The organism is Mesorhizobium sp. B2-8-1, from assembly GCF_006440955.1.
Taxonomy (GTDB): Bacteria; Pseudomonadota; Alphaproteobacteria; order Rhizobiales; family Rhizobiaceae; genus Mesorhizobium.
The window spans coordinates 325,521-349,465 of record NZ_VFTX01000006.1; the positions used below are offsets into that span (position 1 = coordinate 325,521).

Sequence of the window (23,945 nt, forward strand, 5' to 3'; positions counted from 1 at the left end):
TCTCTCCAGATTTAATGGTCAGATCCCGGCATGAGCGAATTCGTTGCAGCGCTGCCGATGTATGACTGGCCGGAAGTGCGCCGCGAGGTCGACGACCAATGGGCACTGCTGCGCGATGCCTTCCGTCAAGGAGGGATAATCGATGCGCCGGAGACCGTCATTCGCCGCAACGGCGATCTGCCGCCGGTGCCGGGCGGCATTCATAGTGGCACCGGCGTTCTGATCGCGCCCGACCCCGCGACATTACCGCCGGACGCGCTCGATTTTCACCAGCTCTGGCTGCATCCCGCACTGCTGTTCGCGCAGACTTGCTGGGGGCCGATGGAGCTTGGCCTGGCCGGCCATGTGCAGGTTGTCGGCCAGCCGAGCTATGACGTCTACGAAGGCGGCCAGGGCGAGCTTTATTCGAGCGCGCTTGTCATGCGGGCGGACGGCAAGGCGTCAGTGCCTGCGCCTGGCAATGGCAGGCCCGTCATCCCGCTCGATCTGATCCGGGGCAAGCGCTTCACCTTCAACAGCCTCGATTCCATGTCCGGTATCATCGCGCCGACGCGCGACCTGGAGGCGTTGGGCGAAAGCCTTGATGTGTTTTCCTCGCGCAGCGAAAGCGGCGGACATCGCGCTTCGATCGTCGCCGTGGCCGAGGGCAGGGCCGATGTCGCGGCGATCGACTGCGAGAGCTGGGCGCTGGCGCAGCGCTTCGAGCGGGCCGCCCGGCAAGTGAAGGTCGTCGGCTGGACGGGCCTGCGTAAGGGCCTGCCCTTCATCACCGCGAAAACGACGCCGGAAAAAACGGTTGCCGCGATGCGCGAGGCCCTTGCCGGCTTAGCCGAGCAGCCTCGCATCCAGCGGATAGGTTGAAAGCTTTTCGTTGCCGGTGCCGGTGACCAGGATCTGTTCCTCGATCTTGACACCCTCGCGCCCGCCGAGCCTGCCGATATAGCTCTCCACGCACAGCACCATGCCTGGCTCGATCACGCCGTCGGGCGTATCCGATGTCCAGTCGTCGGCATGCGGCAAGGTCGGGTATTCGTCCGCCAGCCCGACGCCATGGTAGAGCACACCATAGCGGATCGGGAAACAGTCGCCGGGCGGCACCGCCGAGCGGTCGACAAGGTCGCGGAAGGAGGTGCCCGGCTGTATCAATTCGGTATTGTGCGCGATCTGGTCGGCAGCGATGCGGAAAAGATCGCACTGTTCGTCGGTTGGCTTCACATCCCCGCACAGCCAGGTGCGCGACAGGTCGGCGCAGAAGCCGTAGGGGCCGATCAGGTCGGTATCGAAGGCGACGAGATCGCCCGCCTCGATGAGGCGCGAGGAGCATTCCTGGAACCATGGATTGGTGCGCGGGCCGGATGCCAGCAGCCGCGTCTCGATCCATTCGCCGCCGCGGGCAATGTTGCCGCGGTGCAGTTCGGCCCATAATTCATTCTCAGAGATGCCGGGCTTCAGCGCCTGTTCCATCTCGCCCATTGCCGCCTCGCAGGCGACGATGGCGCGGCGCATGGCAAGGATCTCGTCCGGCGATTTGACCAGCCGGGCATTCTCCATCACCGCTTCGCCATTGCCGATGGAAATGCCGCGGCGCGCAAGTTCCTCGGCGCCTTCCGGATCGATGTGGTCGACCGCGATGCGGCTGTTGCCGCCGCCATGTTCCCGCACCAGATCGGCGATCCCGGCCGCCCAGCGGCGGACCTTCTGCTCGGTGAGTTCGCCGCTGTAGAGATACATCCACGAGACGGCGGGGCGAACCTCGTCGACGACGCCGGAATGGTCCGACAGATGTTCGCAGGAGAAATAGTCGAACAGCACCACCGGCCCTTCGGTGGCGACGAAACAATGCCGTGTCGGGTTGTGCGCCACCCAAAGCTGCATGTTCGTGGAATCGGCCGCATAGCGGATGTTGACGGGATCGTAGAGCAGCGCGCCGGCGTAGCCCCGGCGCCTCAGCTCCGTGCGGATGCGCTCCAGCCGGTATTTGCGCATTTCGGCCAGGTCGGGGGCGGCAATGCCTGCCGCCGCCCATTCCGCTTCGGCTGTCGCGCCGTAGCCCAGCACATGCTGGTTGAGATCAGCCGCCTTCCGGCGGGAGGCGTCGCGCAGCGCCTCGATCGAGCCCGGCACAAACGGCATGATCTTGCGGTGGCGGCCGAAGCTCCCCTTTGGCGCCGCGCTGTCCATGGCGAAACCTCAGCTCCGCATCTTCTCGCCGCTCGGGTCGAACGGCGCCTCGACATTGATGCGGGCCGGACGGCGATGGCCGAGGATTTCGATCTCGAACAGGCCGGCGCTTTCATCCTGGGCCAGCGCCGCCGGCACGTAGCCCTGCGCCATCGACTTCTGGATATAGTGGGCATAGCCGCCGGAGGTGACCCAACCGACCACGCGCCAGTCGCCGTCGACGATGCCGCGCACGGCGGATGCGCCTTGTGCCGCCTTGGAGCCCCGCACTTCCTTGCCGGCCGCATCGAAGCGCGGCGCGCCAAAGCCATGCGGCTTTTCCACCGTACCGTAGTCCTTGCCGACCTTGGCCCAGATCGGCTCGTCACCCATCACGTCGGCGTCGGCCGCCTCGACGATAAAGGACACGCGGCGCAGCTTCGGTCCTTCGGCCCGTTCCCTGGCGGCCGCGTCGCGGCCGATAAAGTCGTTCTTCTCCAGCTTGATGAAGCGGTCCATCGAGCCTTCGAACGGTCCGTAGATCGGGCGCAATTCGCGGAACCAGGTCGGGAAGTTCTTTTCCAGGCGCATGGAGAGCAGGGCGCGCATGCCGAAATCGACCAGGCCGAATTCTTCGCCTGCGTCCCTGATCGCCTTGTAAACCAGGCGCTGATAGGCCGGCGCCATCCAGATCTCGTAGCCGAGGTCGCCGGTATAGGTGATGCGGTTGACCATGCAGGGCGCGCCGCCGACCGCCATTTCGCGGAAATCCATGAAGCGGAAGGCCTTGGTCGAGATGTCGACATCGACCAGCTTCTGCAGGAGATCCCGCGACTTCGGTCCGGCAATCGACAGGCCGACAAGCGTCTGGTCGAAGCGGTGGATGCGCACCTCTGACGCCCTTGGACCATCTTTCGGCAGGTGCTTTTCGAACCAGCGCATGTGATATTTCTGCGCGGCCGACGAGCCCCAGATCATGAAGCGGTCTTCCGCGGCCTTGGCGATTGTGAAGTCGCCGATCAGCTTGCCGAATTCGTTGATCATCGGGGTCAGCACGATGCGGCCGGCCTTCGGCATGCGGTTGGTCATCAGCCGGTTGAGGAAATCCTCCGCCCCCGGTCCGGAGATTTCGTATTTGGCGAAGTTGGCGATTTCGGTGACGCCGACGCGCTCGCGCGTGGCGCGCACTTCCTCGCCGATCGGCCCAAAATCGTTGGAGCGGTGGAAGGACACGATATCCTTCGGCTCCTTGCCCTTCGGCGCGAACCACAGCGGGGTCTCGAGGCCCCAAGAGTCACCCATGACGGCGTTGTTGGCGAGCATGGTGTCATAAAGCGGCGTCGTCTGCGCCGGGCGCGCTGCCGGCAGTTCCTCGTTGGGGAAGCGGATCGAGAACCGGCGCGAATAGTTCTCGCGCACCTTGGCGTTGGTGTAGCGCAGGCTCGCCCATTCGCCGAAGCGGGCGACGTCCATGCCCCAGACGTCGAAGCCGGGATCGCCATGCACCATCCAGTTGGACAGCGCCAGGCCGACACCGCCGCCCTGGCTGAAGCCGGCCATGACGGCGCAGGCGCACCAGAAGTTGGTCAGGCCCTGCACCGGGCCGACCAGCGGATTGCCATCCAATGCGAAAGTGAAGGGACCGTTGATGATCTGCTTGATGCCGGCCTTCTCGATGCCGGGGAAATGCTTGAAGCCGACCTCCAGCGACGGGGCGATGCGGTCGAGGTCGGGCTGCAACAGCTCGTGGCCGAAATCCCAGGGCGTGTTGACCGGCGACCACGGCTTGCACGCCTTTTCGTAAGTGCCAAGCAGGATGCCGTTGCGCTCCTGGCGGGTGTAGATCTCGCCCTTGAAATCCATCACGCCGATCATCTCGCGGCCGGTCGATTTGTTGAATTCCTCGACCTCCGGCATGGGTTCGGTCAGGAGATACATGTGCTCCATGGCGAGCACCGGCAGCTCGAGGCCGACCATGCGGCCGATCTCGCGCGCCCACAGGCCGCCGCAGTTGACGACATGCTCGGCGTGAACCGTGCCTTGTTCCGTGATGACGTTCCAGGTGCCGTCGACCTGCTGCGTCAGTTCGACGACGCGGTTGCGCAGCACGATCTCGGCGCCGAGTTTCTTCGCCGCCTTCGAGTACGCAATCGTGGTGCCGGACGGATCCAGATGGCCTTCGACCGGATCCCACATGGCGCCGACGAAATTCGTCTCGTCCATCAGCGGGAACATCGCCTTGGCCTCGGATGGCGTGATCAGCTCGGTATCCATGCCGAGGTAGCGACCCTTGGCGTGGGCAAGCCGCAGGAAGTCCATGCGCTCGGGCGAATCGGCCATCATCACGCCGCCGGTCAGGTGCAGCGAACAGGACTGGCCGGAAAGCTCCTCGATCTCCTTATAGAGCTGCACGGTGTAGGCCTGCAGCTTGGCGACGTTGGGATCGCCGTTGAGCGTATGGAAGCCGCCCGCCGCGTGCCAGGACGAGCCGGAGGTGAGCTCCGAGCGCTCGATCAGCATGATGTCTGTCCAGCCGGCCTTTGCCAGGTGATAGAGCACCGAGCAGCCGACGACGCCGCCGCCGATGACAACCGCTTTTACATGGGATTTCATGAAGCTAGGTCCGTTTTTGAAGAGATTGAATCGGGTGAGTGCGGTGTGAAAACAAAGCGGAGGTCGGATGCAGCGATGTTTTCGACCAGCCTGTCGTCGAGCGCGGCGAGGATGGTTTCGCACACGGGAGTACGGTGTTTCAGGACTTCATAGCTCCAGAGGCGCAGGATCGAGTAGCTTTGGGCGCGCATGAAATCGTCGCGGCGGCGGTCATAGGGACTGTCGGCGTGCTGTGAGTCGTCGATTTCAACGACCAGCCATTTTTCGCGGCAACAGAAGTCGGCGTAGTATGGTCCGATAGAGAACTGGCGTGTGAACTTGTAGCGACCAAGTCTGCGGGCTTTTAGTTCGAGCCAAAGCAGTGCTTCGGCCTGATTGTTGCCTTGCCTGAGTTTCCTGGCTCTCTGGGTTGTAACTGACTTTCGGCGACTGCGGGTTTTACGAGCGGCTTCCCCCACTCCGTCGCTGCTTCGCAGCGCCACCTCTCCCCCCTCCGGAGGGAGAGGAAGGGAGCCAGCCCGGCCAAGCTCACGCCCTTCCTCTCCCCCGTCGATCGGGGGAGAGGTGTCGAGCGCAGCTCGACGGAGTGGGGGTCGACCGTTCATCGAATCCATACGCGTGATCAGTTCATCGACAACGCAGACGATCAAAAATCGGTCGGGGCGCCGCCTTCGGCGCGGCGCTTCTGGACGAAGGCGTTGAGCTCTTCGCGGATCGCCGGGTCCATGTAGGGCTCGTCATAGGAGGCCAGCCGCTCCTTCCACACCTTGTTGGCCTTTTCGAGCGCCGTCGGCGAGCCGGCTTCGGCCCAGGTCTCGAAATTGCGCCAGTCGGACAGGATCGGCGAGTAGAAGGCGGTCTTGTAGCGATCCTGCGTGTGCTGTGTGCCGAAGAAGTGGCCACCGGGGCCGACCGACTGGATGGCGTCGAAGCCAAGCGCCTGTTCGGACAGGTCGAGCGGGGTCAAGAATTCCGCCACCATCTGCAACAGGTCGATGTCGAGGATGGTCTTCTCGTAGGAGCAGCGCAGGCCGCCTTCGAGCCAGCCGGCGGCGTGCATCATCAAATTGCCGCCGCCCTGGATGGCGCCCCACAGCGAGAACACGCTTTCATAGGCGGCCTGTGCGTCGACCGTGTTGGCGGCGCAAGTGTTGGAGGTGCGGTAGGGGATGTTATAGCGGCGGGCGAGCTGGCCGCCGACGAGCTGCGCCTTCATGTATTCGGGCGTGCCGAAGGCGGGCGCACCGGACTTCATGTCGACGTTGGAGGTGAAGCCGCCATAACCGACCGGCGCGCCCTTCCTGACCATCTGGGCAAACGCGATGCCGGACAACGCCTCGGCGTTCTGCTGCACCAGCGCGCCGGCAATGGTCACCGGCGCCATGGCGCCCGACAGGGTGAACGGCGTGACGATGACGACCTGGCCCTTGCTCGACATCTGGATGATGCCTTCCATCATCGGCACGTCGAGTTTCAGCGGCGAATTGGTGTTGATGATGGTGAAGACGGACGGTTCTTCGAGCAACTGCTCGTGGCTGATGCCGCGCGCGATACGGGTGATCTCGATGCCGTCGACATTTCGTTCCTTGCCGAGCGAATAGATGTGGAACACCTTGTCGGTCAGCGTGGCGAGGTCGCGGATGCATTCGAGGTGCCGGACGGAGGGGTGGATGTCGATCGGCTCGACCGGATAGCCGCCCGTGCAGTTCAGTATGTTGTGCATCTGCGCCAGGCGCAGGAAATTGCGATAGTCCTGCTGGTTGCCGGGCCGGCGGCCACGATCGATGTCCGAGCAATTGGGCGCCGAGGCCATCATCGAGATGATCAGGTTGTCGCCGCCGAAGCGCACATTGTGCGCGGGGTTGCGGGCATGGATGGTGAATTCAGGTGGGCAGTGCGACACCAGATCGAGGATCATGTCGCTGTCGAAGCGCACGCGCTCGCTGCCTTCGCGCACGTCGGCGCCGTGTTCCTTCATGATGCGGCGGGCTTCGTCATGCAGGACGTCGACACCGATCTCCTTCAGCACGCGCAGCGAGGCCAGGTGGATCGATTCCAGCTCGTCGTCGGAAACCAGCTTGGTCGGCTGGAGCGGGATTTTCAGCTGGCGGAACGGCGGCTGCTCGAACGCGGCCGAGCCGCCTGCGCGTTTTCCGGCGCGGCCGCCGCGGCGGGCACGATCGGTTGCCAATGCCGGTTCGGCGGGTTGAAGGGCGGCGGTCATGAGGGGCCTCGTACGATGCGAAAGTGGGCGGCATAATGGACCGGCGGCTGTCCGGCCATTGCGGAGGCGGCGACCACTAGAGCGAGGGAAGCGACATGCCGGAACGGCAGCTGCGTGGTCCCGAGGCGGGCCCGCGGATAAGGGGGCGCCATTCGTTGCAGTATCGTCTTTTGCTTCTGATAAACTTGTGCGTCGAATATCTCCGGAGGGAGAGCCATGCCTGACGTCGTCAAAGTGCGTGCCGCCACCAACAACGAAGTCGCGTTCCTCTCCTGGGACCTCGACGGGATGATCCCGGGCTGCCTGGGCTTCGAGATCGTTCGCCTCTATCCCGACACCGGCGAGGAGCGTTGCCTGGCTTCCTGGGTGCCCTTCAAGGGACAGCGCAACAAGGATTGGATCCCCCAGGATACCGGCGTCTGGCCGGTGCAGAAGACATTCTGGCGCGATCTCACTGTCCGGCGGCGCCGCGACAGCCTGGATGTCAGGCCAGACGGCCAAATGATAGCCTACCGGGTGCGTCCGGTCGGCGACATGAAGGCCGGGCTCGATCCCGTGCCGGTGCGCCCGGAAAAGACCTATACCGGTCCAGCGCGGCCGCTGGGCTATCTCGGCCGGGGCGCGGTCAGTCCGCCGATCTTCCTCGGCCAGATGTTCGGCAAGGCGCGCGTCGCCTTCACGAATGGCGTATTGTCGACGCAATGGATGTCGCGCGCGCTGGCCGAGGCCGGCATCAAGGTCGGGCAGCGCGACAAGATCAGGGCTGTGCTGCAGGATCCGACCAGCAAGATACGCGCCTACCTGCATGGCGACGTGCCTGATGTGCTGATCAGCCTGCTGAAGCGGGCCAAGGCCGAAGGCGGCACGGTCAGGCTTGCGCTCTACGAGCTTGGCGACGACGAACTGTGCGACGCAATCATTGCCGCTAGGGATGTCGTGGAGGTCATTCTTTCCAACTCGGGCAGGGATGACCAGACGAAGGCCTGGGACGCTGGCAACGCGCCTTACAGGAAGCGGCTGCACGACGCAGGCGTCGCGATGACGGATCGCCTGTTCAACAACAACCATATCGGCCACAACAAGTTCGCCGTCTATCGCGATGCCCAGGGAAAGCCGCAATCGGTGATGACGGGCAGCACCAACTGGACCTCGACGGGCATTTGCGGGCAATCCAACAACGCCTTCATCCGCGACGACCCGGCGATGGCCGAGATATTCGACGCCTACTGGCAGCGCATGAAGGCCGACCTGTTCCCGCCGCCGCTCACGGAAAGCGCCGCCGGCCATGTCGCGCAGACGCAAGGCGTGCCGTTTCGCAGGGAGAACCACAGGCCAAACCCGCTCAGCGGCGCCACGGCGGCGCTGGACGGCATGACGGTGTGGTTCTCGCCCAATGATCCCGAGCGCAACAAGAAGGACATCTCGGTGCGGCCGATCGATCTCGAGGACCTCTTCGCCCGCATCAAGGCAGCCAAGCGTGCCGTGCTGTTCCTGGTGTTCAATCCTTCGCGGCTCGGCGACAATTCGATCGTCGACCAGGCGGTGGCGGCGGCAAGGGCCGATCCGAAGCTGATCGTGCAAGGGGCAATCAGCGATGAGACCGCCATGCCCAACTATGTCGCGCCGACCAAGGATCCGGTCACCCATAAATCAAACAGGGACGGCAAGTCGCCCTTCGTCTATCCGGAGAAGGTCTGGGAGGCGCCGAACGTTTCCATCGTGCGGGCGGCGAACCTGACCGGCGCCACGATCGCCCGCGATTTCCAGGCGGAGGTGCTGACCGTCGGCCATGCCATCGTGCACGACAAGATCGTCATCATCGATCCGATGGAGGACAACGCAACGGTCGTCACCGGCAGCCACAATCTCGGCTACAAGGCTTCCTACGAGAACGACGAGAACATGGTGATCGTCGAAGGCGACAAGACCTTCGCCGCGGCCTATGCCGTGCATATGCTCGACGTGTTCGACCACTATAAGTTCCGCGCCTGGCGCAGGACCATCGGCAAGGGACCTTCGGATGACGATGGGCTGTCCATCGACGACAAGTGGCTGAAGCCTTACGCGCAAGGCAGGAAAGGCGCGATCGCACGGTATTTTCCATAGCGCTGCCGGCGGGTGCTGACGGCTTTTGACGCGAGCCTTCCGGTGCACGGCGCCGGCCGTTGGCGCAAGCGGATTTCGCTGTCCGGCCCTTCCTTTCCGGTGATCGAACCGGTAGCTGATGGCTTGCCGATCCGCTGGTCGGCGATTCACTCATGGAACGGCAGCATGGTCGCGACCGGCTCGAGCCAAGGCGAAGCGGCAACGCAGTGGGCAGCGCTCGCCGGCGTCACCGCAGCGCTGGCGATGTTCGGCGCCGCGCAAGGGCTGAGCTCGCCGCTGTTCACGCTGCTGATGCAGAAGCAAGGCATGTCGCCGGGCCTGATCGGCCTGTCGGCGGCGATGATGCCGGTTGGCTTGATCCTGTCTGCCTCGTTCGTGCCCGCCGCCGTGCGGCTGGTCGGCGCCCGCACGCTCGCCGTCGGCTGCTCGCTGATCGGTGCGCTGTGCTTCCTGGGCATCGGCTATCTGCAGGACTGTGTGGCGTGGTTCGTCCTCCGTTTCATCATCGGCGTGGTCATCAACCCGCTTTATATCCTCGGCGAGGTGTGGGCGCTGTCGCTGGCGCCGCCGGCGCGACGCGGCCGGGTGATGGGCGTGTTCAACACGCTGATGGGGGCCGGCTACGCGGCCGGGCCTTTCACACTGACCCTGCTCGGCACGTCGGGCTGGGCTCCCTTCAGCGTCGGCATTGGCGGGTTCGTGCTCTGCGCCGTCATTCTGCGCCTTGTCTCCTCAAAGCTCACCGGTTTCGAGGATGACGGCCAGCCAGCCGGCAGCTTTATCGGTTTTGCCCGGCTGGCGCCGGCGCTGCTGCTGGCGGTGCTGGTCTCGGCAGCGGTCCAGCAAAGCACCTATGCGCTGGTTCCGGTCTTCGGCGCCGGCTATGGCTTGCCGGAAGCCGTGCTCGCCGCTCTGGTGATGGCGTTATCCTTGGGCAATATCCTGCTGCAGATCCCGCTCGGCCTGCTCGCCGAACGCTTCGGCGGCCGCCCCATGATCCTGGCCTGTGCGGTGGCGACCACCGTTTGCGCGCTTCTGCTGCCGCTGCTGATCACGACGCCGCTGATCTGGGCGGTGCTGCTGGTGATGGGAGCGGTCGGCTATGGCGTCTACACGATGGCGTTGGTGGAACTCGGCAGCCGCTTCAAGGGCTCGCTGCTGGTCACCGGCAACGCCGCTTTCGCCTTGTTGTGGGGCGTTGGCGGCATTGTCGGTCCGCCCAGCGCCGGTCTGCTGATGCAGGCGATCGGGCCTTTGGGATTGCCGGCGGTGATCGTCGGCCTGGACGCGCTGCTGGTCGCCTTCGTGCTCTACAGATCGGCCAGCCGCAGAGGCTCCTGACAGGGTTTGGCCGGAACAAGCGTGGGTTCGGGCTTTGGGGCTTACGGCTATCGGGTCGAAACGCTAAGCCTGCAGCCGAGAGGCGATGTGGATCATGGACCGGGTGGAACCGAAGCGCGACGAGACGATGCAGTGGGCAGCGATCACCGGTGTGATCGCGACCGTGTCGGTGTTCGCCATCGCGCAGGGACTGTCCTATCCGCTCTTGAGCTTCATCCTGCAGCGGCAGGGCGTTTCGCCTGTCATGATCGGCCTGTCGGCGGCGATGACGCCGATTGGCTTCATCGTCTCGTCGCCGCTCATCCCGTCACTGGCGCGGCGGTTCGGGGCAGGGCGCACGGCGCTGACCTGCGCGGCGCTTTCGGCGGTCGTGCTGGCGCTGATCGGCTGGACACAGGATCTCTATCTCTGGTTTCCGCTGCGGTTCCTGATCGGCGCGGTGACCAATCCGCTCTATGTCTTAAGCGAAATCTGGGTGATCGCGCTGGCGCCGCCGGCCCGGCGCGGCCGCATCATGGGCGTCTATTCCACGATCATCTCGGCCGGCTTCGCCGCCGGGCCGCTTTGCCTGCTGGCCGTCGGTACGGAGGGCTGGCCGCCATTCCTGGTCGGCATTTCCGCTTTCATCTTCTGCGGCGGGTGCCTCGCCCTGGTGGTCGGGCGCCTGCCTAAGGTCGACGAAGCCGGGCATCGGCTTTCGGTGATGGGCTTTATGCCGCTCGCCTGGCTGCTTTTGTCGGCAGTAATCGTGGCTGCCGGCTTCGAGCAGGCGGTGCTGGCGCTGCTGCCCGTCTACGGCACGCATTATGGCATCGCCGAGAACCGCATGTCGGCCCTGCTGTCGACGATGATCGCCGGCAACATCGCCATGCAGGTGCCGCTCGGCCTGCTGGCCGAGCGGCTGACGGCGCGCCTGGTGCGGTTCATCTGCCTGGTGCTGACGCTGCTCGGCTGTCTGCTGCTGCCGCTGTTGATCGAAACGCCGCTGGTTTGGCCGATGATCTTCGTCTGGGGCGCGGTGTCCTACGGCATTTATACGATGGCGATCATCGAACTCGGCGAGCGTTTCAGCGGCTCGGCGCTAATTGCCGGCAATGCCGCTTTCTCCCTGATGTGGGGCGTCGGCGGCATCCTCGTTCCGCCGCTTGCGGGCGGCGTGATGGACGGGATCGGCGCGAGCGGCCTGCCGGTGACGCTCGGCGCGATCTGCCTGGCGCTGGCGGCTGCGACCGTCATCCGGCGGCGGATCGTGTGACGGCCTGAAGCGATCTGCCGCGATGACGCGGCTTCAACACCTTGAATCCGGCGCCCTTTGACGCGATGTAGGCAGGGCCGCCCCCCGATTTCTCGGAGACCCCCATGACCATTTCGACGACAAAGCCTGGCTTGGCGACCGATGATCCCTTTCTTTGGCTGGAGGAAAGGACGAGCAAGGAGGCGCTCGACTGGGTACATCGCCAGAACGAAGTCACGGTGGCGCAATTGCAGGGCGATCCGTCCTACCAGGCGTCGTTCGAAACCGCGCTCGATCTGATGACCGCCGAGGACAACATAGCCGTCGGCTCCGCGCTCAACGGCTACGTCTATAATTTCTGGCAGGACAAGACCAATGTGTTGGGCCTGTGGCGCCGCACGACGGTGGCTTCCTACAAGACCGACAGACCGGACTGGGAAACCATCATCGACTTCGACCAGCTCGCGGCGAAGGAGGGAGTGAAATGGGTGTTCGGCGGCGCCAACCGGCTCTACCCCGATTTCAACCGCTGCCTGGTTTCGATGTCGCCTGATGGCGGCGACGCCAGCGAGATGCGCGAATTCGACATCGCCGCCAAATCGCTCGTCGAGGACGGTTTTCGTGCGCCCGCTTCCAAGTCCGGCTTCGGCTGGCTCGACAAGGATACGGTGATCGTCTCGGCAGCCTTCGAAGAGGCCGACAAGACCGAATCCGGCTACCCGCGCGTCGTCAAATTGTGGACGCGCGGCACGGACCTTGAAGACGCGACGCCGATCTTCGAAGCGCAGAAGGAAGACCTCGCCGTCGGCGCCGGCCTGGAGTTCGATGGCGAGAAGCGGCATTTGTTTCTAACGCGGACGCTCAACTTCTTTGCATCGCACAGTTTCCTGCGTCTCCCGTCAGGTGAAAACAGACGCATTCCGTTGCCCGACGACATTACCGACACGGCGCTTTTCAAGGACCAGATGGTGTTTGGCGTGCGTACGCCTTGGACGGCGCCGGATGGCACGTCCTGCCGGCCGGACGGGCTCTATTCGTTCGATTTCGCGCATTGGATCGAGACCGGCAGTTTCGGCGTCATCGAGACCTTGCTCGCGCCGGCGCATCGCGTGTCCATCGCCACTCTTGCCAGGACGCAGGACCGCCTGTTCATCAGCCTGATGGACAATGTGCGCGGCAAGGTTGTGGCCTGCGAACGCAGGGACGGCGCCTGGTCGCTGAAACCGGTCGCGTTGCCGGAAAACGGCACGGTAGGCATCAGCCATGCCGAACATTTCGGCGCCAGCGTCTCCTTCTCTTTCACCGATTTCCTGACGCCGAGTTCGATCATCTGGTCCGACGACAATGGCGAGACGCTCGCCACAGTGAAGTCGCAGCCGTCGCGGTTCGATGCTTCGCAGCTCGTCTCGGAACAGTTCGAGGCGCGCTCGAAGGACGGCACGATGATTCCCTATTTCGTCGTCAGGCGGCGTGACCAGAAGGGCCCGGTGCCGACGCTGCTCTACGGCTATGGCGGCTTCGAAGTGCCTTTGCTGCCTGGCTATGCCGGCGTGCGCGGCAGGCTGTGGCTGGAGAAGGGCAATGCCTATGTGCAGGCCTGCATCCGCGGCGGGGGCGAGTTCGGCCCGGCCTGGCACCAGACAGCGCTCAAGGGCAACCGGCAGAACGCTTTCGACGATTTCGCGGCGGTCGCGCAGGATGTCGTCAGGCGCGGCATTGCGACAGCTGCCTCGCTCGGCATCCAGGGCGGCTCGAATGGCGGCCTGCTGACGGGCGTCTCGTTGACGCAGCATCCGGAGCTGTTCGGCGCCGTGATCATCGAGGTGCCGCTGCTCGACATGCTGCGCTACACCGAATTGCCGCCCGGCGCGTCGTGGATGGCCGAATATGGCGATCCGTCGAAGCCGGAAGATGCGACCTGGCTGGCCGCCTACTCGCCTTACCAGCATGTCGAGGCCGGTGCCTATCCGCCGGTGCTGCTCACCACCTCGACCGCCGACGACCGGGTGCATCCCGGCCATGCGCGCAAGATGGCCGCCCGCCTGCAGGAGGCCGGCCACGCCGGGACGCTCTTCTTCGAAGAGACCGAGGGCGGCCATGGCGGCCGCGGCGACCGCCGGCCGCAGGCGGCACAGGCCGCGATGAAGTACGTTTTCCTGCAGAGGACGCTGGGCGGGAAGGGCTGAACCGGAAGCCTTCGGACCGGAGCGAAGGGTGGTTCACCTCGAACCTTCTTTGCTCTAAGGTGCCTTCATGGCTCCCGTGGTGACATTGGCCGGCCTTTTCGGGGTTCGGGCATTTGGGGGCGCGGTGACGCCGTCGCTGCGCACGTTGCGCGCCGAGCTTTTGCGGCTTTGCGCCCGCATAGGCTATTCGCCACCCGCTATCCTCTGAAGAATCCGCCCCGGCGCAGCCGGATTGGTTCCAGAGGAAGATCAGATCCATGACCTATCAAAATTATTCGCTGAAGCAGCTTCAGCAGATCGACGCCGCGCATCATCTGCATCCGTTCACCGACCATAGGGAATTGCGCGAGGCCGGATCGCGCATCATCACCCACGCCAACGGTCCCTTCATCTACGATTCCGAAGGGACGGAACTGCTCGACGGCATGGCGGGGCTGTGGTGCGTCAATATCGGCTATGGCCGCGACGAGCTCGCCGAGGCTGCCTATGCGCAGATGAAGGAGCTGCCTTACTACAATTCCTTCTTCAAATGCTCGACGCCGACGCCTGTGCTTCTGTCGAAGAAGCTGGCGGAGATCGCGCCGAAGAATGTCAACCAGGTGTTCTATGGCTCGTCCGGCTCGGAAGCCAACGACACTGCGCTCAGGCTCGTGCGCCACTATTGGGTGCTCGAAGGCAAGCCGCAGAAGAACCGCGTCATCTCGCGCAAGATGGCCTATCACGGCTCGACCATCGCCGGCACGTCGCTCGGCGGCATGGACGCCATGCACAAGCAGCTCAACGGAGAGGTGCCCAACATCGTCCATGTGATGACGCCGTACGCCTATGAGCTGTCGCTGCCGGGCGAGAGCGATCATGATTTCGGACTGCGCGCGGCAAAGGCGGTCGAGGACGCCATCCTCGAAGCCGGCGCCGACAAGGTCGCCGCCTTCATTGGCGAGCCGGTGATGGGAGCTGGCGGCGTGAAGATACCGCCGGCAAGCTATTGGCCCGAGGTACAGCGCATCTGCCGCAAATACGATGTGCTGCTGATGCTGGACGAGGTCATCACCGGCTATGGCCGCACGGGCGAATGGTTTGCCGCGCAGACGCTTGGCATCCAGGCCGACACCATCACCACCGCCAAGGCGCTGACGTCGGGCTACCAGCCGTTGTCGGCGCTGCTGGTCGGCGATCGCATTGCCTCGACGCTGATCGAGAAGGGCGGCGAGTTCAATCACGGTTATACCTATTCCGGCCACCCCGTGGCTTGCGCCGTGGCGCTGAAGAACCTGGAGATCATGGAGCGGGAGGGTCTGGTCGACCGCGTCAGGAGCGACACCGGGCCCTATTTCGCCAAGGCGCTGCAAGAGCGCATCGCCGGGCACGAGCTGGTCGGCGAGGTGCGTTCGATCGGGCTGATGGGTGCGATCGAGATCGTCAAGGACAAGGCGACCAAGGAGCGGTTCCTGCCGGCTGGAAGTGCCGCGGTGACCGTGCGCGACCATGCGATCGCCAACGGCATGATGCTGCGCGCCACCGGCGACACAATGATCCTGTCACCGCCGCTGATCTGGACCCGCGACACGATCGATATGGCCTGCGAGCGTATCGGCAAGGCGCTCGACCTGGCGCAAGCGGATCTGCGCAAACGGTAAAAGAAATGGCCGGGCGTTCGTGATCGAGACGCCCGGCCGTCGGTGACCCAATGCCGGTCCCAGACGACCGAGGGTTCCGGTCGCCGGCGCTATCGGTTACAACCCGCCAAGGCAGTTTTGCCGACGGGGAACGCGATGGCCGGACAACCGCTCAACCAGCCCGCCGAAATCCCGGCTGAGCTCGATCGCTGGAATTGGGGCGCCTTCTTCCTCAACTGGATCTGGGGCATCGGCAACTCCACCTTCATCGCCCTGCTGGCGCTGATCCCGATCGTCAACATCGTCATGATCTTCGTGCTCGGCGCGCGCGGCAGCCGCTGGGCATGGCGGAACCGGGCGTGGCGCGATGCCGAGCAGTTCCGCAGAACGCAGCGCAACTGGGCGATCGCCGGTCTTGCCGTCTGGGTGCTCAGTATCGGGGGCTGCGCGACGATGGTCGGCGGCATCCCTTTCATGATCAAAGGCAGTGACGCCTATCACATGACCATGGAGGTCGTTCGCGCCGATACCCGGGTGAAAGCCGCCATCGGCGACGACGTGACCGCCAATTTCTGGGTCGGCGGCCATCTCAACGTCAACGCAAACGGGACGGGTGACGCGCAGTTCAGCATTCCCATCCACGGCGCCAAGGGAAAGGGCACGGTGTTTTCGCATCTTGTTCGCAATGCAGGCACGTGGAGCACGCGCCTGCTCGTGGTCCGGGTCGATGGCGCCGATGCGCCGATCGTGCTGACCAATGAAGATCACGTGCCGATCCCGAACGCGGCAATCGGAATATGAGGGATGTCGGATCCTGGAACGCAAAAACCGCGCCCCACCGGGAACGCGGCTTTGCCAGATACGCTTGGCGTTTCGCTACGCAAACACTTGGCGAAACTTACGGGCTCCGGTACGCGAGACCTGATCCGGAGCGCCGGGCGGACGCGATATCCGCCTCGCAGTCCGTTTTATAGGGACATCGTTACCGCGGAGTTATCGAGAGCTTAAGCAAACCTAAATTTTGCGGTTCTCCGGCGAGGCGTACGAAAGAAAACGAGCTTTATCAATTGCTTATTGATTGGCGCCGCGCAGAAAATTTATGATCCCGGAAAAATCGGCGCCGGCATTCCCTTGCGCGTTGAACAGGCCGTAGAGCTGTGTCGCTTCGGCGCCAAGCGGTGTCACCGCGCCCGCGGCTTGTGCGGCTTCCTGCGACAGCTTCAAATCCTTCAGCATGAGTGCGGCGGCGAAGCCGGGCTTGTAGTCGCGGTTAGCGGGCGAGGTCGGCACCGGGCCGGGCACCGGGCAATAGGTGGTCAGCGACCAGCACTGGCCTGAAGAGGTTGAGGCAACGTCGAACAGGGCCTGGTGCGCCAGGCCGAGCTTTTCGGCCAGCACGAAGGCCTCGGCGACGCCGATCATCGAAATGCCGAGAATCATGTTGTTGCAGATCTTGGCCGCCTGGCCGGCGCCGTCGCCGCCGCAATGGACGATGCGCCCGGCCATGGGCTTCAGGATCGGCTCGGCGGCGGCGAAGGCGTCGTCCGAGCCGCCGGCCATGAAAGTCAGCGTGCCGGCGGCGGCACCGCCGGTGCCGCCCGAGACCGGCGCATCAACCGACAGCAGGCCGTGCTTTGCGGCGATGGCATGCGCCTTGCGCGCCGATTCGACGTCGATGGTCGAGGAATCGATGAAAAGCGCGCCCTTCTTTGCCTTGGACGCGATGTCTTCGTAGACCGACAGGACATGCTTGCCGGCGGGCAGCATGGTAATGACAACATCCGCATCTTTCACTGCGGTCAAGGCATTGGCCATGATCGTAACGCCATGTTCTTTGGCGACGGTGAGGTTTTCGGACATTAGGTCGTAGCCGTGCACGGCATACCCCGCTTTGACCAGGTTCGCCGCCATTGGATTGCCCATATTCCCAAGGCCGATGAAGGCGATTGTGGTCATTGTGTCTCTCCCGGAGTTTGCACGCTTCAGCGACCGATCAACGCGCGGGCGATGATGACGCGCATGATCTCGTTGGTGCCTTCGAGGATCTGATGCACACGCAGGTCGCGCACCAGTTTCTCGATGCCGTAATCGTGCAGGTAACCATAGCCGCCGAGCAGCTGCAGCGCATCGTTGGCGACGTTGAAACCGGTGTCGGTGACGAAGCGCTTGGCCATTGCCGACCATTTCGAGGCATCCGGTGCCTTGCGGTCGAGCTTGGAAGCGGCGGCATAAAGAAAGATGCGCGCCGCCTGCAACTCGGTTTCCATATCGGCCAGCCGGAACTGCAGCGCCTGGAACTGGTTGATCCTGGAGCCGAATGCCTTGCGCTCGGCGGTGTATGACAGCGCCTTGTCGAGCGCCGACTGGGCCCCACCAAGCGAACAGGCGGCGATGTTCAGCCGGCCGCCGTCGAGGCCGGCCATGGCGATGCCGAAACCGGCGCCTTCACCTGACAAAAGGTTCTCGGCCGGCACCTTGCAATCCTCGAAGATGACCTGGCGGGTCGACTGCATGTGCCAGCCCATCTTGTGCTCATTGGCGCCGAAGGAGAGGCCGGGAGCGTCTTTCGGCACGACGATGGTGGAAATGCCTTTCGGTCCCTCGGCGCCGGTGCGCACCATGACGGCATAGACATCGCTGTCGCCGGCGCCGGAGATGAACTGCTTGGCGCCGTTCAGCACGTAGTTGCCGCCGCTCTTCACCGCCCGCGTCTTCAATGCGGCAGCGTCGGAGCCGGAACCCGGCTCGGTCAGGCAATAGCTCGCCAGCCATTCCATGGAGGTGAGCTTCGGCAGGAAGCGCTGGCGCTGGCCGTCGTCGCCGAAACGGTCGATCATCGAGGCCACCATATTGTGGATCGAGATGAAGGAAGAAAAGGCCGGGTCGGCGTGGGACAGCGCTTCGAAGATCAGCACGGCGTCGAACCGGCCGAGCGCGGAGCCGCCGACATCGTCCCTGACATAGATGCCGCCGAGGCCCAGCGGGCCAGTCTCGCGGATCACGTCGGCGGGGAAATGCTTGTTGCGGTCCCAGTCTAGCGCATTCGGCGCTACGCGATCGGCGGCGAAGGCCTGAGCCATTTCCTGGATGGCGCGCTGGTCCTCGTTGAGTTCGAACTGGCTGGTGCTCGCATCGACCGCGGCGTCCATGGCGTGCTCCCTATATACTGGCCAGCTGGCTCGCTGGCCTGTCGTTTTTGGCTTTGCGCGCGCACCAATCTAGACCAATGATGCCGCCGCGCAACCCGAGCCGCCGCGGAGCGGCTGTGCGTCAATGCATGTCCGGAGCAAGATGTGACGACAAAATTCGATGAGCTGCTAGAGCGGTTCCACGCCTATCTCGCTTCCGTGGGTGACTTCCTGGTGCAGGATGCGGTGGCGCGCATAGGGTGGGATATGCCCGCCCGCGAGCTTGAACCGCACTCACTCGGCTGCCTGCGCCATCTCGATCGCGCCGCCGAATTGACGCCGGCGCGGACCAAGCAGCTGGTGCAATTTCTGGCGCAGGAGCGCGGCGAATTGCGCTGGGGCCAGACCTACGGCGAGTCGGATTTCGGCAAGGCGTTCATCGACAATTATGGCTGGCTCGAAGTATTCGGCACCCGCGGCCACTTCGCCAACGACGAGGTCGCCGCCGGCGTGCTGATCCTTGGGCCTGATATCGTCTATCCCGACCATCATCATGTCGCTGAGGAGATCTATATCCCGCTGACCGGCGGCACCGAGTGGCGAATGGGCGAGGACAGCTTTCACAAGAGAGAGGCCGGCGAGGTCGTGTATCACGCTTCCAAGGTCAATCACGCCATGCGCACCGGCAAGGAGCCGTTGCTGGCGCTCTATATCTGGCGCGGCGGGCCGCTGGCGCAGAAATCCACGATCACCGGGACCGCGACGCAGGGCAGGGGCTGAGCCATGGCTAAAGCCATTATGCTGCAAGGCACCGGTTCGGATGTCGGCAAGACCGTGCTGGTCGCCGGACTGTGCCGCGCCGCGAAAAAGCGTGGGCTGAAGGTGCGTCCGTTCAAGCCGCAGAACATGTCGAACAATGCCGCCGTCGCCGATATTCCCGGCGACAACAGGGCTGGCGGCGGCGAGATCGGCCGCGCGCAATGGCTGCAGGCGATCGCCTGCGGCGTGCCGCCATCGGTTCACATGAACCCGGTGCTGCTCAAGCCGCAGACCGATGTCGGTGCGCAGGTCATCGTGCAAGGCAAGGTGTTCGGCGAGGCGCGGGCGCGCGACTACCAGGCGCTGAAGGGCCGGCTGATGGACGCGGTGCTGGACTCCTGGGGCAAGGTCGGCGAGGGCGCCGATCTCGTCATCGTCGAGGGCGCGGGCTCGCCGGCCGAGATCAACCTCAGAAGCCGCGACATCGCCAATATGGGCTTTGCGACGCGTGCCGATGTGCCTGTCGTGCTGGTCGGCGACATCGATCGGGGCGGCGTCATCGCCTCGGTCGCGGGCACGCATCTGATCCTGCCGGAGGAAGACCGGCGCATGATCGTCGGCTACCTCATCAACAAGTTCCGCGGCGACGTCTCGCTGTTCGACGACGGCATCAAGGCGATCGAAGGGTTCACCGGCTGGCGCTGCTTCGGCGTCGTGCCGTGGCTGAAGGCGGCAGCGCGGCTGCCCTCGGAGGATTCGGTGGTGCTGGAACGGCTTGCCTCCGGGGAGGCGCGCGCGCTGAAGGTGGCGGTGCCGATGCTCGGCCGCATCGCCAATTTCGACGATCTCGACCCGCTCAAGGCCGAGCCGCAGGTGGAAGTGGTATTCGTGCAGCCTGGAAAGCCGTTGCCGCAGGATGCGGGACTGGTGGTCATTCCCGGCTCGAAGTCGACGATCGGGGATCTGCTGAAATTTCGCGAAAATGGCTGGGACCGTGATCTTCTCGCCCATCGCAGGCGCGGCGGCCATGTCGTCGGCATTTGCGGCGGCTTCCAGATGCTTGGCCGCATCGTGCGCGATCCCGACGGCATCGAGGGCAGCGTCACCGAAGCGGAAGGGCTTGGCCTGCTCGACATCGAAACAGTGATGGAACCGGAAAAGACGGTGCGCAACGTCAGCGCCCGCTCGGTGCCGTTCGACCTGCCGCTCGAAGGCTACGAGATCCATCTCGGCCGCACCACCGGCCCGGACATGCTGCGGCCGTCGGCGATCATCAATGGCGCCGAGGACGGTGCGGTCTCGGCGGATGGCAAGGTGGTCGGAACCTATATGCACGGGCTGTTTGGCGCCGACGCCTTTCGAGGGAGGTTCCTCGAAAGCCTCGGCGTCAAGGGCGGCGGCATCGACTATCGCGCCGAGGTCGAGAGGGCTCTCGACGAGGTCGCGGCCCAGTTGGAGAGCCATCTTGACTGCGACGCGATCTTTTCGCTGGCGCGGTAGCTAGCTGCTCTTTTCTCCCGCCTTCGGCCAATAGGTGCCGAAGGACCAGACATTGCCCTCCGGGTCGCGGCAGATGAACTCGCGACTGCCATAGTCGCGGTCGGTCAATTCCTGGAGGATCGTGGCGCCTGCCTTCTTCGCTTTGGCGTAGGCGGCGTCTGCGTCGTCGACGGTGATGTAGATTGACTTGCCGCCGCCTGTGCCGGGTTCGCCAACCATTTTGCCGTAGTCGTCGTCGCGCGCGCTGCCGAGCATGATCATCGAGGAGCCGAAGACCAGTTCGGCATGGTGCACGACATCGCCTTCGCCGTAGCGAGCACGGATGCTGAAGCCGAAGGCTTCGCACAGCCAGTCGATCATTTTTGCGGCGTTCCTGTAACGCAAGGCGGGGTAGAGGCGGGGGGCTTCAGCGGGCATGGCAACTTCCTTCATTCGAGCTCATCGATGAACCCAGTCTGAGCGACAGCCGTTCCGGCGTCTTGAAGAAATGTTACCCGGGACTTCAGGCCTGTGCCGAACCCTCGATCGCGGTCGGTGTCTCGCCGGCAAGGACGCGGAACTCACGCACCAGATGCGCCTGGTCGGCATAGCCGCAATCGGCCGCGATGTCGGCCCGATCGCCAGCTTGCTGCCTCGACAGGCCAAGCGCGCGGTTGAAGCGGACGATGCGCGACAGCGTTTTCGGGCCGATGCCGGTCGCGTCCGCGAATTTCCCCGCCAGATGCTTGCGGCTCCAGCCCAGCCTGTCGGCCAGCGAGGAGACGCGCACGCGGCCGCCGGAGGCGAGGATCCTGTCATAGGCCCAGGCAACCCCGGCCTGCGTTTCCGGCGCATCGGCCAGCCGGGCGGCGACGAACATCTCGACAAGGGCAAAACGTTTGCTCCAGTCCGCCGCGTTGCCAAGCCGCTCGCGCAAGGCGACGCCTTCGATGCCGAGCACATCGTCCAGGCTGACCATGCGGTCGGTCAACCCGCTCATCGGCTGGCCAAAGAATCGGCGTGCGCCAAGCGGGGTGAAATTGACCTGGACGCAGCAGGCGCCGCCGAAGGATTCGATCATCACGGGTCCGGCATAGAGGCCGGCGGCGAAACTGGCGAAGCGATCATTGTCGCCGGGTGGCTTGCCAAGGCCATGGCGAAAGGTTCGGCGAAGCTGATGACCAGAGGCACGGTAAGGGAGGCATATTCGACATTGCGGTAATGGCCGGGCGCCGTTTCGCGATAACCGCAAATGTCTGACACAATGCCCGCGAGGGCAGGGCTGGGAAGGCGCCGCCGCATCTCGAACCGCCCGGGGACTGACCGGTCCTGTTCCTCCTGACATGGCATCTCGATTGGCATCGACAGGACTCTAGCAGAGCCCGGACCCGAATCAAAAGCGCCCGGCTCGGCCGGGCGCTCCGAATTGCCTGAGATTTGAATGTCAGGCGCCGCGCATCAGGCAGCCGCCGGCAAGCACGAGGTAAGCAATGAGCACGATCCACACCGATGCGAGTGGGATGAACGAAAGAAGGCCGAGGGCGGCGAGAATGCCGATGAGGGCGATGACAAGGGAGATGATGAAAACAATCTCGGTAGGTGCGCTGAGATTCATGTGCGGGTCCTCTCCTCGACATGATTCGAACAGCGGCATTCCATCAGGCGCGCGGGTCACACACCAATCAGGACGCGCAGCGGGTTCGCCGGGTCGGCTAGGAGCTTCGCCGCCAGAGCGACGCAGACGATGACAAGCAGCGGCTTGATCAGCCTGGCGCCGATGCGCATGGCCAGGCTGGCGCCGAGGCGGGCGCCGAGGAACTGGGCGACGCCCATCATCAGGCCGATCTTCCAGGAGATGACACCGACCGCGGCGAAGACGACGAAGCCGCCGATGTTGGAGGCGAAGTTGAGCAGCTTGGTGTGGGCCGTCGCCTTGAGTACGCCGTAGCCGGCAAGCGCGACGAAGGCCAGCATGTAGAAGGACCCGGCACCCGGCCCGAACAGGCCGTCGTAAAAGCCGATGGCCGGCACCAGCGTTATCCCGAACAGGAAGGGCGTCATACGTTCGGCGCGGTCAACGTCGGTCATGTTGGGCTTCAGGGCGAAATAGAGCGCGATGGCGATCAGCACCAGCGGCAGAAGCGCCCGCAGCAGATCGCCGGGCACGACCGTTGCCAGCAAGGCGCCGACGGCACCGCCGGCAAGCGCCAGCAGCGCAGAAGGCAGTTGCCGGCGAAGGTCGACATGGCCTTTCGCGGCATAGTGGATGGTCGCAGATCCCGAGCCGAACATGCCCTGCAGCTTGTTGGTTCCCAGCGCCTCGACCGGCGAGAAGCCGGCCAGCAGCAGTGCGGGAATAGTGATCAGCCCACCGCCGCCGGCAATCGAGTCGACAAAGCCCGCGGCAAAACCGGCGAAGGCGAGCATGGCGACGGATTCTAAGGTGAAGTCGATCATCAGGGAGAAATCAAGCCAGAGATGCTCCGGCTTCGATCACGAACACCCCGTTTGCGCAAGACCGATTTCACGCTACTTCTATCCAAGCGCGTCGCGCCTGGATTTCGCGTTGTGCTGTCATTATCCCAAAACCGCTGCGCTTTTTTGGGCTACATGGATTAGAGGAATCGGCAAAGGGGCTCCCGATGGCATTCGAACTGCTCGACCAGATACGCTCGATCTTCGATGGCGACCCCGGGGTGCGCAAGGTGGCGGACGACCCCGTGTTGTCGGCGGAACTTCTGATGCTGTTCCGCATGATCCTGGCTGACGGAACGGTCAGCGAGAGCGAGATGGTTGCCTTCCGGCGCATCTGCAAGGATGCCTTCGGCATTCCGGAAACCAGCATCGACGCCGTCATCGAATATCTCAACGAATTCGGCTACGAAACCAATGGCTCACAGGCCATCGCGCTGTTCCGCGACCTCGATGTCGAGCGGCGCAAGCAACTGGCGCAGCATATGGCCGAGATCGCCAAGGCGGACGCGCAATTGGCCGAGACCGAGGTGCGCCTGCTGCGCCGCACGCTCGACCTGCTCGACATCAGCCCGGTCGACGTGGTGAAATCTGAGCAGTAGGTTGATGGGATCCCAGCCGGGCCGG

Annotated in this window: 20 protein-coding genes and 1 pseudogene; 11 read left to right on the forward strand and 10 right to left on the reverse strand. The window is 64.2% G+C overall.

Annotated elements, in window-relative coordinates:
- The first annotated feature begins 30 nt into the window (after positions 1-30).
- Positions 31-861 carry a PhnD/SsuA/transferrin family substrate-binding protein gene (locus FJ428_RS18310; protein ID WP_140675224.1) on the forward strand — a complete coding sequence of 277 codons (831 nt, stop codon included), beginning with the start codon at positions 31-33 and terminating at the stop codon, positions 859-861.
- On the opposite strand, the gene FJ428_RS18315 is transcribed toward FJ428_RS18310, so the two are convergent.
- The 4 genes from FJ428_RS18315 to FJ428_RS18330 form a co-directional block, all read right to left on the reverse strand.
- The gene (locus tag FJ428_RS18315; RefSeq protein ID WP_140879910.1) at positions 826-2,181 is read right to left on the reverse strand and encodes a Xaa-Pro peptidase family protein; all 1,356 of its coding nucleotides are present in this window, start codon (positions 2,179-2,181) and stop codon (positions 826-828) included. The genes FJ428_RS18310 and FJ428_RS18315 overlap by 36 nt on opposite strands.
- Before the next feature lie 9 nt (positions 2,182-2,190).
- Entirely contained in the window at positions 2,191-4,773 is a 2,583-nt protein-coding gene (locus tag FJ428_RS18320) for an FAD-dependent oxidoreductase (RefSeq protein WP_140879911.1), read from the reverse strand.
- Positions 4,770-5,255, reverse strand: a complete 486-nt coding sequence (locus FJ428_RS18325; RefSeq protein WP_140728946.1) for a DUF559 domain-containing protein — start codon at positions 5,253-5,255, stop codon at positions 4,770-4,772. The genes FJ428_RS18320 and FJ428_RS18325 overlap by 4 nt, the downstream gene beginning before the upstream one ends.
- A 164-nt stretch (positions 5,256-5,419) precedes the next feature.
- The gene (locus FJ428_RS18330; protein WP_140521093.1) at positions 5,420-6,997 is read right to left on the reverse strand and encodes a trimethylamine methyltransferase family protein; all 1,578 of its coding nucleotides are present in this window, start codon (positions 6,995-6,997) and stop codon (positions 5,420-5,422) included.
- 216 nt (positions 6,998-7,213) lie between these two features.
- Here FJ428_RS18330 and FJ428_RS18335 point away from each other — a divergent pair, with 216 nt between their 5' ends.
- From FJ428_RS18335 to FJ428_RS18365, 7 genes are all read left to right on the forward strand, one after another.
- Entirely contained in the window at positions 7,214-9,103 is a 1,890-nt protein-coding gene (locus FJ428_RS18335) for a phospholipase D-like domain-containing protein (protein WP_140728945.1), read from the forward strand.
- A 165-nt stretch (positions 9,104-9,268) separates the two neighbouring features.
- A complete protein-coding gene (locus FJ428_RS18340) occupies positions 9,269-10,444 on the forward strand; it encodes an MFS transporter (protein ID WP_140555057.1) in 1,176 nt (391 codons plus the stop codon).
- A gap of 94 nt (positions 10,445-10,538) precedes the next feature.
- Positions 10,539-11,699, forward strand: a complete 1,161-nt coding sequence (locus tag FJ428_RS18345; protein WP_140879912.1) for an MFS transporter — start codon at positions 10,539-10,541, stop codon at positions 11,697-11,699.
- Between the two features lie 104 nt (positions 11,700-11,803).
- Entirely contained in the window at positions 11,804-13,864 is a 2,061-nt protein-coding gene (locus FJ428_RS18350; protein WP_140879913.1) for a prolyl oligopeptidase family protein, read from the forward strand.
- 67 nt (positions 13,865-13,931) lie between these two features.
- On the forward strand, positions 13,932-14,072 hold the full coding sequence (locus tag FJ428_RS18355) for a capsid protein (protein ID WP_140495676.1): 141 nt from the start codon (positions 13,932-13,934) through the stop codon (positions 14,070-14,072).
- 49 nt (positions 14,073-14,121) lie between these two features.
- Entirely contained in the window at positions 14,122-15,501 is a 1,380-nt protein-coding gene (locus FJ428_RS18360; RefSeq protein ID WP_140559631.1) for an aspartate aminotransferase family protein, read from the forward strand.
- A 135-nt stretch (positions 15,502-15,636) separates the two neighbouring features.
- A complete protein-coding gene (locus FJ428_RS18365) occupies positions 15,637-16,281 on the forward strand; it encodes a cytochrome c oxidase assembly factor Coa1 family protein (RefSeq protein WP_140879914.1) in 645 nt (214 codons plus the stop codon).
- Between the two features lie 270 nt (positions 16,282-16,551).
- On the opposite strand, the gene mmsB is transcribed toward FJ428_RS18365, so the two are convergent.
- The gene (gene mmsB, locus FJ428_RS18370; protein WP_140521087.1) at positions 16,552-17,436 is read right to left on the reverse strand and encodes a 3-hydroxyisobutyrate dehydrogenase; all 885 of its coding nucleotides are present in this window, start codon (positions 17,434-17,436) and stop codon (positions 16,552-16,554) included.
- Positions 17,437-17,462: 26 nt separating this feature from the next.
- Positions 17,463-18,629 (reverse strand): isobutyryl-CoA dehydrogenase, encoded by a 1,167-nt coding sequence (locus FJ428_RS18375; protein WP_140879915.1) that lies wholly within the window; start codon positions 18,627-18,629, stop codon positions 17,463-17,465.
- Positions 18,630-18,773: 144 nt separating this feature from the next.
- Here FJ428_RS18375 and FJ428_RS18380 point away from each other — a divergent pair, with 144 nt between their 5' ends.
- Both FJ428_RS18380 and FJ428_RS18385 read left to right on the forward strand, forming a co-directional pair.
- A complete protein-coding gene (locus FJ428_RS18380) occupies positions 18,774-19,388 on the forward strand; it encodes a dimethylsulfonioproprionate lyase family protein (protein WP_140879916.1) in 615 nt (204 codons plus the stop codon).
- Between the two features lie 3 nt (positions 19,389-19,391).
- Positions 19,392-20,867: a cobyric acid synthase gene (locus FJ428_RS18385; protein ID WP_140879917.1), complete on the forward strand. Its 1,476-nt coding sequence runs from the start codon at positions 19,392-19,394 to the stop codon at positions 20,865-20,867.
- On the opposite strand, the gene FJ428_RS18390 is transcribed toward FJ428_RS18385, so the two are convergent.
- From FJ428_RS18390 to FJ428_RS18405, 4 genes and pseudogenes are all read right to left on the reverse strand, one after another.
- Positions 20,868-21,284, reverse strand: coding sequence for a VOC family protein (locus FJ428_RS18390; protein ID WP_140648825.1), 417 nt, complete (start codon positions 21,282-21,284; stop codon positions 20,868-20,870).
- An 85-nt stretch (positions 21,285-21,369) separates the two neighbouring features.
- A pseudogene (locus FJ428_RS18395) lies at positions 21,370-22,208 on the reverse strand (AraC family transcriptional regulator).
- Between the two features lie 82 nt (positions 22,209-22,290).
- Entirely contained in the window at positions 22,291-22,461 is a 171-nt protein-coding gene (locus tag FJ428_RS18400; RefSeq protein WP_140517247.1) for a hypothetical protein, read from the reverse strand.
- A gap of 56 nt (positions 22,462-22,517) precedes the next feature.
- Positions 22,518-23,303, reverse strand: a complete 786-nt coding sequence (locus FJ428_RS18405; RefSeq protein WP_140517245.1) for a TSUP family transporter — start codon at positions 23,301-23,303, stop codon at positions 22,518-22,520.
- Between the two features lie 185 nt (positions 23,304-23,488).
- Between FJ428_RS18405 and FJ428_RS18410 the strand changes: the two genes are divergently transcribed.
- Positions 23,489-23,920 (forward strand): TerB family tellurite resistance protein, encoded by a 432-nt coding sequence (locus tag FJ428_RS18410; RefSeq protein WP_140495687.1) that lies wholly within the window; start codon positions 23,489-23,491, stop codon positions 23,918-23,920.
- The last annotated feature ends 25 nt before the right edge of the window (positions 23,921-23,945 follow it).

Bases quoted from the DNA above. Each gene is read 5' to 3' on its own strand.
- FJ428_RS18310 (WP_140675224.1), top strand. From the start codon at position 31: ATGAGCGAATTCGTTGCAGCGCTGCCGATGTATGACTGGCCGGAAGTG.
- FJ428_RS18315 (WP_140879910.1), bottom strand. From the start codon at position 2,181: ATGGACAGCGCGGCGCCAAAGGGGAGCTTCGGCCGCCACCGCAAGATC.
- FJ428_RS18320 (WP_140879911.1), bottom strand. From the start codon at position 4,773: ATGAAATCCCATGTAAAAGCGGTTGTCATCGGCGGCGGCGTCGTCGGC.
- FJ428_RS18330 (WP_140521093.1), bottom strand. From the start codon at position 6,997: ATGACCGCCGCCCTTCAACCCGCCGAACCGGCATTGGCAACCGATCGT.
- FJ428_RS18335 (WP_140728945.1), top strand. From the start codon at position 7,214: ATGCCTGACGTCGTCAAAGTGCGTGCCGCCACCAACAACGAAGTCGCG.
- FJ428_RS18340 (WP_140555057.1), top strand. From the start codon at position 9,269: ATGGTCGCGACCGGCTCGAGCCAAGGCGAAGCGGCAACGCAGTGGGCA.
- FJ428_RS18345 (WP_140879912.1), top strand. From the start codon at position 10,539: ATGGACCGGGTGGAACCGAAGCGCGACGAGACGATGCAGTGGGCAGCG.
- FJ428_RS18350 (WP_140879913.1), top strand. From the start codon at position 11,804: ATGACCATTTCGACGACAAAGCCTGGCTTGGCGACCGATGATCCCTTT.
- FJ428_RS18355 (WP_140495676.1), top strand. From the start codon at position 13,932: ATGGCTCCCGTGGTGACATTGGCCGGCCTTTTCGGGGTTCGGGCATTT.
- FJ428_RS18360 (WP_140559631.1), top strand. From the start codon at position 14,122: ATGACCTATCAAAATTATTCGCTGAAGCAGCTTCAGCAGATCGACGCC.
- FJ428_RS18365 (WP_140879914.1), top strand. From the start codon at position 15,637: ATGGCCGGACAACCGCTCAACCAGCCCGCCGAAATCCCGGCTGAGCTC.
- mmsB (WP_140521087.1), bottom strand. From the start codon at position 17,436: ATGACCACAATCGCCTTCATCGGCCTTGGGAATATGGGCAATCCAATG.
- FJ428_RS18375 (WP_140879915.1), bottom strand. From the start codon at position 18,629: ATGGACGCCGCGGTCGATGCGAGCACCAGCCAGTTCGAACTCAACGAG.
- FJ428_RS18385 (WP_140879917.1), top strand. From the start codon at position 19,392: ATGGCTAAAGCCATTATGCTGCAAGGCACCGGTTCGGATGTCGGCAAG.
- FJ428_RS18390 (WP_140648825.1), bottom strand. From the start codon at position 21,284: ATGCCCGCTGAAGCCCCCCGCCTCTACCCCGCCTTGCGTTACAGGAAC.
- FJ428_RS18400 (WP_140517247.1), bottom strand. From the start codon at position 22,461: ATGAATCTCAGCGCACCTACCGAGATTGTTTTCATCATCTCCCTTGTC.
- FJ428_RS18405 (WP_140517245.1), bottom strand. From the start codon at position 23,303: ATGATCGACTTCACCTTAGAATCCGTCGCCATGCTCGCCTTCGCCGGT.
- FJ428_RS18410 (WP_140495687.1), top strand. From the start codon at position 23,489: ATGGCATTCGAACTGCTCGACCAGATACGCTCGATCTTCGATGGCGAC.